Annotated in this window: 7 protein-coding genes; all 7 read left to right on the forward strand. The window is 68.1% G+C overall.

What is annotated here, in order from left to right; all coding sequences use genetic code 11:
* The first annotated feature begins 54 nt into the window (after positions 1-54).
* Positions 55-1,986, forward strand: a complete 1,932-nt coding sequence (gene fdhF, locus VNF92_05775; protein ID HVA57378.1) for a formate dehydrogenase subunit alpha — start codon at positions 55-57, stop codon at positions 1,984-1,986.
* Positions 1,935-3,863 (forward strand): NAD(P)H-dependent oxidoreductase subunit E, encoded by a 1,929-nt coding sequence (locus VNF92_05780; GenBank protein ID HVA57379.1) that lies wholly within the window; start codon positions 1,935-1,937, stop codon positions 3,861-3,863. The genes fdhF and VNF92_05780 overlap by 52 nt, the downstream gene beginning before the upstream one ends.
* 148 nt (positions 3,864-4,011) lie before the next feature.
* Entirely contained in the window at positions 4,012-5,022 is a 1,011-nt protein-coding gene (locus VNF92_05785; protein HVA57380.1) for a 2Fe-2S iron-sulfur cluster-binding protein, read from the forward strand.
* Positions 5,009-5,878 carry a formate dehydrogenase accessory sulfurtransferase FdhD gene (gene fdhD / locus VNF92_05790; GenBank protein HVA57381.1) on the forward strand — a complete coding sequence of 290 codons (870 nt, stop codon included), beginning with the start codon at positions 5,009-5,011 and terminating at the stop codon, positions 5,876-5,878. The genes VNF92_05785 and fdhD overlap by 14 nt, the downstream gene beginning before the upstream one ends.
* Entirely contained in the window at positions 5,875-7,557 is a 1,683-nt protein-coding gene (locus VNF92_05795; GenBank protein ID HVA57382.1) for a formate--tetrahydrofolate ligase, read from the forward strand. The genes fdhD and VNF92_05795 overlap by 4 nt, the downstream gene beginning before the upstream one ends.
* A gap of 139 nt (positions 7,558-7,696) precedes the next feature.
* Positions 7,697-8,677, forward strand: a complete 981-nt coding sequence (locus VNF92_05800; protein ID HVA57383.1) for an integron integrase — start codon at positions 7,697-7,699, stop codon at positions 8,675-8,677.
* A gap of 630 nt (positions 8,678-9,307) precedes the next feature.
* Complete coding sequence (locus tag VNF92_05805; protein ID HVA57384.1) at positions 9,308-9,592, forward strand: hypothetical protein; 285 nt, start codon at positions 9,308-9,310, stop codon at positions 9,590-9,592.
* The last annotated feature ends 52 nt before the right edge of the window (positions 9,593-9,644 follow it).

Here is a 9,644-nt window from a genome sequence, read left to right on the forward strand (position 1 = left end):
CACAGTCAGCCAGTCGGACACCGCACCCGTCGTCCCAGGAGGACCCAACCACCGATGGCCACGATCACCTCTCCACGCGCCTATACTCGCCTCACGCAGCCGCTCGTTCGCGAGAACGGCGAGCTTCGCCCCGCCACCTGGGACGAGGCACTCGATGCGGCCGCCGAAGGATTCCGCCGGAACATCGAACGGAACGGGCCCGACGCGCTGGGAATCTTCTCGTGCTCCAAGTCCACCAACGAGATGAACTTCCTGGCGCAGAAGCTGGCCCGCATCGCCTTCGGTACCAACAACATCGATAGTTGCAACCGAACGTGACACGCACCTAGCGTCGTCGGTCTGGCGACGGTCTTTGGTGCGGGCGGGGGCACGAGCTCCTACGAAGAGGCGGAGGACACGGAGGTCGTGTTCCTCTGGGGTTCGAACGCGCGCGCTGCCCACCCCATCTGGTTCCACCATCTATTGAAAGGAATCCGGAACGGGGCGCGGTTGTACGTGGTCGACCCTCGGCGCACGGAGTCGGCGCAGTGGGCGGACGTGTGGATGGGGCTGAACGTGGGCTCGGACATCGCGCTCTCCAACGGCATGGCGCGCGAGATCATCCACGCGGGACTGACGCATGAGTGGTTCATCAAGAATGCCACGGAGGGGTTCGAGAAGTACCGCGAGTCGGTCGAACCGTATACGCTGGACTATGTGGAACAGATCACCGGCGTGCCCGCCGACGTGATCCGCGAGGCCGCCCACGCCTACGCCAAGGCCGAGCGGGCGATGATCTGCTGGACGCTGGGCATCACCGAACACCATGACGCCACCGCCAACGTGCTGGCCCTCATCAACCTGTCGCTCCTCACCGGCCACGTCGGGCGCTGGGGCTCGGGGTGCAACCCGCTGCGCGGCCAGAACAACGTGCAGGGCGGGGGCGACATGGGTGCGATTCCCAACAAGCTCCCCGGCTTCCAGGACATTCTCGACGACGAGGCGCGCACGCGCATCGAGAAGCGCTGGAGCACCACGATCCCGCGGAAATACGGCTGGAATCTCACCGAGATGCTGCACGCCATGGATCGGGGCGAGATGACGTCGCTGTTCGTGATCGGCGAGAACCCGGCGCAGTCCGACGCCGACGGGCATCATGTGGAGGCGCTGCTCCGCGGGCTCGACCACCTCGTGGTGCAGGAGATCTTCCTCACCAAGACGGCGCAGTTGGCCGACGTCGTGCTCCCGGCGAGCGCCAGCTGGTGCGAGGGCGAGGGCACGGTCACCAACAGCGAGCGCCGCATCCAGCGCGTGCGCAAGGCGGTGGAGCCGCCCGACGGGGCCCGCGACGAACTGTGGATTCTCTCCGAACTCGCGCGGCGCATGGGCCACGACTGGGGCCAGCCCACGGCGGAGGCCGTGTGGAACGAGGTGCGCGAGGTGGCGCCCGACTTCTGCGGCGGCACGAGTTACGCGCGCCTGGAGGCCCTGGGCGGCATCCAGTGGCCGTGCCCCGATGTATCGCATCCGGGCACGAAGTTCCTGCACGGGCGCCTGTGGGAGGACCCCCGCGGCGGGCGCGCCGCCCCCTTCTCGGTGGTGGCGCACGAGGGGCCGGTGGAGATGCCGGACCATGAGTATCCGCTAATGCTCACGACGGGTCGGCGGCTCGAATCGTACAACACCGGCGTCCAGTCGGGGGGCTACGAGTCGCCCCTGCACCTGGGGGAGACGCTCGACCTGTCCCCCGAAGACGCCGCCCGGCTGGGCATCGCCGACGGCGATCCGGTGCGCGTCACGTCGCGGCGGGGCGGCGTGGTGTCGCCGGCGCGGGTGGACCGCTCGCTGCGGCCCGGGGTGGTGTTCATGACATTACATTTTCCTGATGAAGTGGCCACGAACCTGCTGACCATCGACGCCTCGGACCTGCGGTCGGGCACGGCCGAGTTCAAGGCGTGCGCCGTGCGCGTGGAGCCCGCGGACGTGGCGGTGGAGGCCGGCGACTGATGGACATCCGGCTGCTCGAGGCCGCGCCGACGTCCGAGGAGCGCGGGGCCGTGGACGCCTGCCTCGGCCCGCCGCGGTCGGCGTGGGACGGCGGCGCGCGCGGCAGCATGCGCGATCGCCACGTGGCCCACGGGGGCCAGTCGATGCGGGACCGGCGCCATCGGCTGTTGCCCGCGCTGCAGGCGCTGCAGGCGCGCGTGGGCTGGATCAGCGAGGGCGGGTTGGCTTACGTATGCGAGCGGCTGGACGTGCCGCCTGCGGACGCGTGGGGGGTGGCCACCTTCTATGCGCTGCTCTCCACCACGCCGCGCGCCAAGCGCGTGCTCCACGTGTGCGACGACATCGCGTGCAAGTGCCGCGGGGCCGATGCGTTGATCGAGGAGTTGGAGCGGAAGGCCGGACCGGCGCACGCGCACGCGCCCGACGCCGACCACGTGCGTTTGGCCGATGACGCGTCGGTGTGGGTGCGCTCGCCCTGCCTGGGCATGTGCGAACATGGGCCGGCGGCGCTGCTGCAGCAGGGGGGCCTCGCGCCGTCCGAACACCAGGTAGCCGCGCTGACCGTGGACGCGGCGCTCGAGATGCTGGCCGGCGGAACGGACCAGGTGCCGAGCGTGCCGGCAGCCGTGCCGCGCTGCATCGGCGAGCCGAGATTGCTCGAGCGCGTCGGCAAGGTGGACCCGACGAGCTTCGCGGCCTATCAGGAGAGCGGCGGCTTCGTGGCGCTGGAGAAGGCGCTTGCCCTGGGCGCGGAGCGCGTGATCGCCGACGTGATCGCGTCGGGGCTCACGGGGCGGGGCGGCGCGGCGTTCCCGACGGGGAGAAAGTGGGATGCCGTGTCGAAGCAGACGGTCAAGCCGCACTACCTGATCTGCAACGCCGACGAGTCGGAGCCGGGCACGTTCAAGGACCGTGTGCTGATGGAGCAGGATCCGTTCGCGGTGATCGAGTCGATGACCATTGCGGGGTTCGCCACCGGCTGCGAGCGGGGGTTCATCTACATCCGCGGCGAATATCCGCTGGCCACCGAACGGTTGCAGTACGCCATCGACAGCTCGCGCGCCAAGGGAATGTTGGGCGCGCGCGTGATGGGCTCCGGCGTCCGCTTCGACATCGAGATCCGCCGCGGGGCCGGCGCGTACATCTGCGGCGAGGAGACGGCGATCTTCAACTCCATCGAGGGGTTCCGCGGCGAGCCGCGCAACAAGCCGCCCTTCCCGGCCGAGTCCGGCCTGTTCGGATGCCCCACGGTGGTGAACAACGTCGAGACGCTGGCCAACGTGCCGGCGATCGTGCTCTCGGGGGGCGAGGCGTTCGCGAAGGTGGGCGGGGGCCAGTCCACGGGCACCAAGCTATTCTGCGTGAGCGGAAACGTGCGGTTCCCCGGTGTGGTCGAGGTGCCCTTCGGCACCACGTTGCGCGAGGTCCTCGATCTCTGCGGCGGCGTGGCCGGTGGCCGGAAGTTGCAGGCGGTGCTGTTGGGTGGCGCTGCGGGGGTGTTCGTGCGCGGCGACGAACTGGACCTCCCGCTCACGCTCGAGGGGGCCCGCGCAGCGAATGCCACGCTCGGCTCCGGGGTCGTGATCGCGTTCGACGATCGGGTGGACATGCGCGCCGTGGTTCTGCGCATTGCCGCCTTTTTCCGCGACGAGTCGTGCGGCCAGTGCGTACCCTGTAGGGTGGGCACCGTGCGGCAGGAAGAGGCGCTCCATCGCATTGCGGCGGGCAGGACGATCGGCGGGGTGCGCAGCGAGTTGGCGTTGCTCGACGAGGTGGGCGTGTCGATGAAGGACGCGTCGATCTGCGGGTTGGGGCAGACCGCGTATTCGGCCGTGGAATCCGCCATCAAGAGGTTGGGGCTGTATGAGGACGTGTAGCGCTTGGGGAGAGGAGGAGAGTAGGACGGTGCCTGCGTTCACATCAATCGGTGTTGATCGCGGTTCCGAAGCTGTTGCTGCTGCTATTGCCGTGGCTGTTGCTGTGTGCTCTGCGGCCACTTCCCTGCGAAGAGGTGTTGCCTGATCAATGACCGGCATCGCTCCAGTACCGCTCGCTCAGATCCGCCGGCGCCGCGACGCCGACGTGAAGCGGGTCGGCCTCACCATTGACGGCCGCGAGGTCGTGGTGCCCGAGGGCACGACGATCCTCGCCGCCTGCACCCAACTCGGCATCGAGATCCCGACGCTCTGCTTTCTGGAAACGCTGCGGCCCGTGAACGTGTGCCGCATCTGTGTGGTGGAGGTGAAGGGGGCGCGCGTGCTGGTGCCCAGCTGTTCGCGTGCCGTCGAGGCCGGCATGGAGGTCCAGACCAACTCGCCGCGGGTGCGGCACAGCCGCAAGCTCATCCTCGAGATGCTGGGGTCGTCGGTGGATCTGTCGCAGACGCCGCAGGTGGCTGAGTGGATGCGGGAGTACGGGGCGAAGCCCGAGCGGTACGGCTCCAAGGCGCCGCCGTCGGCCGCGGGGGCGCGCGACGCGCTGGTGCCCGGGCACCACGAGCCGCCCGATCCCGCGTACGCGGCCACGGTGGCACAACCGGCCAAGGTGGACAACGATCTCTACGTGCGCGACTACGCCAAGTGCATTCTCTGCTACAAGTGCGTGGAGGCATGCGGGCCCGAGCATCAAAACACGTTTGCGATCGCCGTGGCGGGGCGCGGATTCGACGCGCGCATCTCGACCGAGCTGGCCGTGGCGCTGCCGCAGTCGGCGTGCGTCTATTGTGGGAATTGTATAGCCGTCTGTCCCACGGGCGCGCTGGTGGCGAGGACGGAGTTCGACATGCGGGCCGACGGCACGTGGAACGAGGCCGCGCAGACGTCGGCCGACACCATCTGTCCGTACTGCGGGGTGGGGTGCACGCTCACCCTGCACGTGCAGGACGGGGAGATCGTGAAGGCCACCAGTCCGCTGGACAACGACGTGACGCTCGGCAATCTGTGCATCAAGGGCCGTTTCGGGTGGCGGTTCGTGAAGGGTGCCGTGAAGGGAGCGGGCGTCGTGGCGGGGAACGGCAAGGCGCATGGCGGACACTGATCCGAAGGCCGGGCTCGGGCCCGTTCCGGGGCTCGGGTACGGGCAGGCGGTGAACGTGCGGCGGTTCGTGCGTCTCGGCGAGGATGCCGCGAGCGAGGACCGGGCGCCGGTGGCCGAGGAAGTGCCCGTGGCGTTCGTGTACACGGGGCGGGCGCATGCCGTGATGATGGCCACGCCCACCGATCTCGAAGACCTGGCCGTCGGGTTCACGTTGAGCGAATTGATAGTGGCCGAGCGCGGGGAGATCCGCCGGGTGACCGTGGCGCCGCACAGTCGTGGGGTGGAGCTGGCGATCGAGATTCCCGCCGAGGCCGTCGAGCGGCTGGGCGAGCGGGCGCGGGCGATTTCGGGGCGAACCGGCTGTGGGTTGTGCGGCGTCGAGGCGATCGACGATGCCGTGCGGGCGCCGCGTGTGGTGACCTCGACGCTCGCCATCGAGTCTGAGGCGTTGTGGAGGGCGGGGGCCGCGCTGGATGCGCGCCAGCCCTTCAACCAGGCCACGCACGCGGTGCACGGAGCGGCGTGGGCCTCGGCGGACGGCGAGTTGCGCGTGGTGCGCGAGGATGTCGGCCGGCACAACGCGCTGGACAAGGTTCTGGGTGCGCTGGCCCGCGGGGGAATCGACGCGTCGAGCGGATTCCTGGTCGTGACCAGTCGCGCGAGTTTCGAGCTGGTGCAGAAGGCGGCGGTGTTCGGGGTCCCGCTGTTGGCCGCCGTTTCGCGTCCTACCGGTCTGGCCGTGCGGCTCGCCGAGATGTGTGGCATGAGTCTCGTCGGGTTGTTGCGCGGGCGGACCGCGAATGTGTATGCCCACCCGGAGCGTGTGCGCGCTCCCATCACGCAGGAGCAGAGTTGACGGTTCCACGAGTTCCCTCCGACATCGAGATCGCGCAGGCCGCGCGGCCGCGTCCCATCGTGGACGTGGCCGCGGACATCGGCCTGGGCGCGGACGAAATAGATTTATATGGGAAATATAAAGCCAAGCTGCCGCTGGACGTCGCGTCGCGGCCGGTGAAGGGGCGGCTGGTGTTGGTGACGGCGATCAGCCCGACGCCGGCCGGCGAAGGGAAGAGCACGGTGAGCGTGGGGCTGGCGCAGGCGCTGCGGCGCATCGGCAGCAACGCCATTCTCTGCATACGGGAGCCGAGTCTGGGTCCCGTGTTCGGTGTGAAGGGGGGCGCGGCCGGAGGCGGGTATTCGCAAGTGATCCCGATGGAGGACATCAACCTCCATTTCACCGGCGATTTCCATGCGATCTCGAGCGCGCATGCGCTCCTGTCGGCGATGCTCGACAACCATCTGCAGCAGGGGAATTCGTTGAACATCGAACCCCGGCGGATCAGTTGGCCGCGCACGATCGACATGAACGATCGGGCGCTGCGCAACGCGGTGATCGGACTGGGCGGCATGGGAGAAGGCGTGGTGCGCGAGGAGCACTGGGTGATCATTCCGGCCAGCGAGATCATGGCGGTCGTGGCATTGTCCACGAGCCGCAAGGATCTGGAGGAGCGGCTCAGGCGGATCATCGTGGGTGCCACGGCGGGCAAGGACCGGCAGCCGGTGCGGGCTGGTCAGCTGAACGCGAGTGGGGCGATGGCGATGCTTCTCAAGGACGCCATCCGGCCGAATCTCGTGCAGACGTTGGAGGGTGGGCCGGCGCTGGTGCACTGCGGGCCGTTCGGCAACATCGCGCACGGGTGCAACAGCATTCTGGCCACGCGGTCGGCGCTAGCGCTGGGCGACGTGGTGGTGACCGAGGCGGGGTTCGGGTCGGATCTGGGCGCCGAGAAGTTCTTCGACATCAAGTGCCGGTTCGGGGGGTTGAACCCCGAAGCGGCGGTCCTGGTGGCGACCATCCGTTCGTTGAAGATGCAGGGCGGAATGGACAAGAAGTCGCTGACCAAGGAGGATCTGGGGGCGTTGGAGCGTGGGCTGCCGCATCTCAAGCACCATCTGGAGAACGTGCGGCAGTTCGGGGTGCCGGTGGTGATCGCGATCAATCGGATCCTGAGCGATACGCCCGAGGAGTTGCAGATGGTGCACGACTACGCGGCCGGTCTCGGGGCGCGGGTCGTGCTGGCCGACGTGTGGGCGCGGGGTGGGGCGGGCGGGGAGGATCTGGCCCGGGAGGTGCTGGCCATGCTCGACGAGAAGAGCGCGAAGTACGCGCCGTTGTACGATGCCGCGAAGCCCATTCGCGAGAAGATCGAGACTATCGTGAAACGGGTATACGGAGGCGACGGGGTGGACTATGCGCCGGCGGCCGAGCGGGCGATCGACTATCTCGAGTCGATCGGGATGGGTGAGACGCCCGTGTGCATTGCCAAGACGCAGTATTCCCTCACCGACGATGCGACGAAGCTGTGCAAGCCGACCGGGTTCCGGATCACGATCAACGAGGTGTACGGGAGCGCCGGGGCGGGGTTCGTGGTGGCCAAGGCGGGGGACATCATGACCATGCCGGGGTTGCCGAAGGTGCCGGCGGCGGAGGGGATGTCGATCAAGGAGAACGGGGAGATCGTGGGACTGTCGTAGGCCTGGCGGTCGCCGTGGCGGGGGGCTTTGCCCCCGCCGGGCGACGATCCACTCTTGTGCGCAGTGATTCGATGATGCCGGTTCCGAAAGGGTCCGGCATTGTCGTTTCATGCCATTGCCGCCGATACCTGCGTCGCACTTGAGCGGCCCGTCGGAACCAGAGCGCCGGTTCCGGTTCATGGAGATCGTGCGCCGGAAGCTCCGGGAGCGGCGATATAGCCGCCGGACCGAGGAGGCGTACGTGCACTGGATTCGCCGCTACATCGTATTTCACGGGAGGCGGCATCCAGGGGAACTGGGGCCTGAGGACGTCCGGCGGTTCCTGTCGGACCTGGCCGTGGGCCAGCAGGTGGCGGCGAGCACGCAGAACCAGGCGCTGCAGGCGCTGTTGTTCCTCTACGGCCAGGTCTTGGGGATGCCCTTGCCGAGGATCGACGGGATCGCGCCGGCGAGGCGGCCGCGGCACGTGCCCGTTGTGTTGTCGCAGCGGGAAGTGCGTTCGCTGTTTGGACGGTTGCCCGAGCCCGTGCGGCTGTGCGCCATGCTGATGTATGGAAGCGGGCTGCGGGTGGCCGAGTGCGTGGGTCTGCGGGTGAAGGACGTGGATCTCGATCGCCGGGAGATCGTGGTTCGGGGCGGGAAGGGAAACAAGGACCGTCGGACTCCGTTGGCGGAGACGTGTGTGCCCGCGCTGGAGCGGCGGTTCAGGGAGGGGTTGGCCGAGTACCGGCGGGATCGGAAGGCGGGTGTGCGGACGACTGGCCTGGCAGCGCCGCTGGCACGGAAGTACCCGGACGCCGAGACCGGGTGGGGATGGTGGTACGTGTTTCCTGCCGCGCGGACCTTCGTGGACGCCGCCCGGGTGCGGCGGCGACACCACCTGCACGAGACCGTCGTGCAGCGGGCCGTGAAAAATGCGGTGAACGAATTGGGGCTCACGAAGCGGGTGACCTCGCACTCGCTGCGCCACTCCTTCGCGACCCACCTGTTGGAGTCCGGGTCGGACATCCGGACTGTGCAGACCCTGCTCGGTCATTCGGACGTGCGGACGACCATGATCTACACGCATGTATTGAACAAGGGTGGGTTGGGCGTTCGGAGCCCCGCCGACCGGCTGTAGATCCCCTCCGGCCTTGCTCTGCCCGAAACAGTCGACTTCGCACGCTACGCAGCGTGGCCTTGCAGCATATCCTCCAGCCGACCGCGCCTTCTAATCCCTCTAATGTGATGTCACGGCAAGAGTTGCCTTGCCACATCGCGAAAATGGCCGCAGAATACACAGCAACGGGCCGCAGCCTTTCGTGCGGCTTCGCAGCATATCATGACTGCATAATTTGTAGTTAGGAGGCCGAGGCCAGGCCATTGGGCGCGATGTAGGGCAGGGCAGCGAACCGCGTGGCAGGCGTCGCGGCCGGGCGGACCAACCCTCCCGCTGGCCCGATCTCGGCGGAGAGCCTCGCTGTGGCCCCGCTCATGCGCCGGGCTTGTAGAGATCGCGACCAAGCCGTTGGGTATTGCGCCATGGAGTGCGCCGGGGCATATGTGGAAACTGACAAGAGGGAGAGCGATGCGGCTCACCCCCTGCTGCCTTTGCCGGTTCCCCAGTTCGCCTCCTAACGAGGCGCTGCTGCCGTCGGCGTGGGCTTTGGAAGCGGCTGGCTCGCTACGCTCGCCCGCCGCAATTATTGTGAAACGCCGCAGCAGAGCGCCACGGCGTTAGGCGCACGACGATGCTCAGTGCGAGGTAAGGATGCCCGATCCTGTCGTTGGGATCGCCTGGTACACCGAATCGGAGTGGCAAGTCTTCCGCGCGAAAGTGGCGGACCCGGAACGTCTCGAAGCCACGTATGCGGAGTGGGTTGAGGTCGCGGAAGCCGCATTGGAGGACTTTCGGCGACTGGGCCTCAAGCCGCAGCGGGTGCCGATCCGCGCCGCGGAGTTCTTCTCGTGGTGTAAGGAAGAGAGCCGGTTGCCGGATTCGGAGGCCCGGGCGTCGTATGTGAGCGAGGTGCTGGCGCGAGCTGATGAAGCCTGAGCGCGGGAGGCAGGCGGCGCCTAACGAGGCGCTGCTGCCGTCGGCGTGGGCT

This window comes from Gemmatimonadaceae bacterium (genome assembly GCA_035533015.1).
Taxonomy (GTDB): domain Bacteria; phylum Gemmatimonadota; class Gemmatimonadetes; order Gemmatimonadales; family Gemmatimonadaceae; genus JAGWRI01.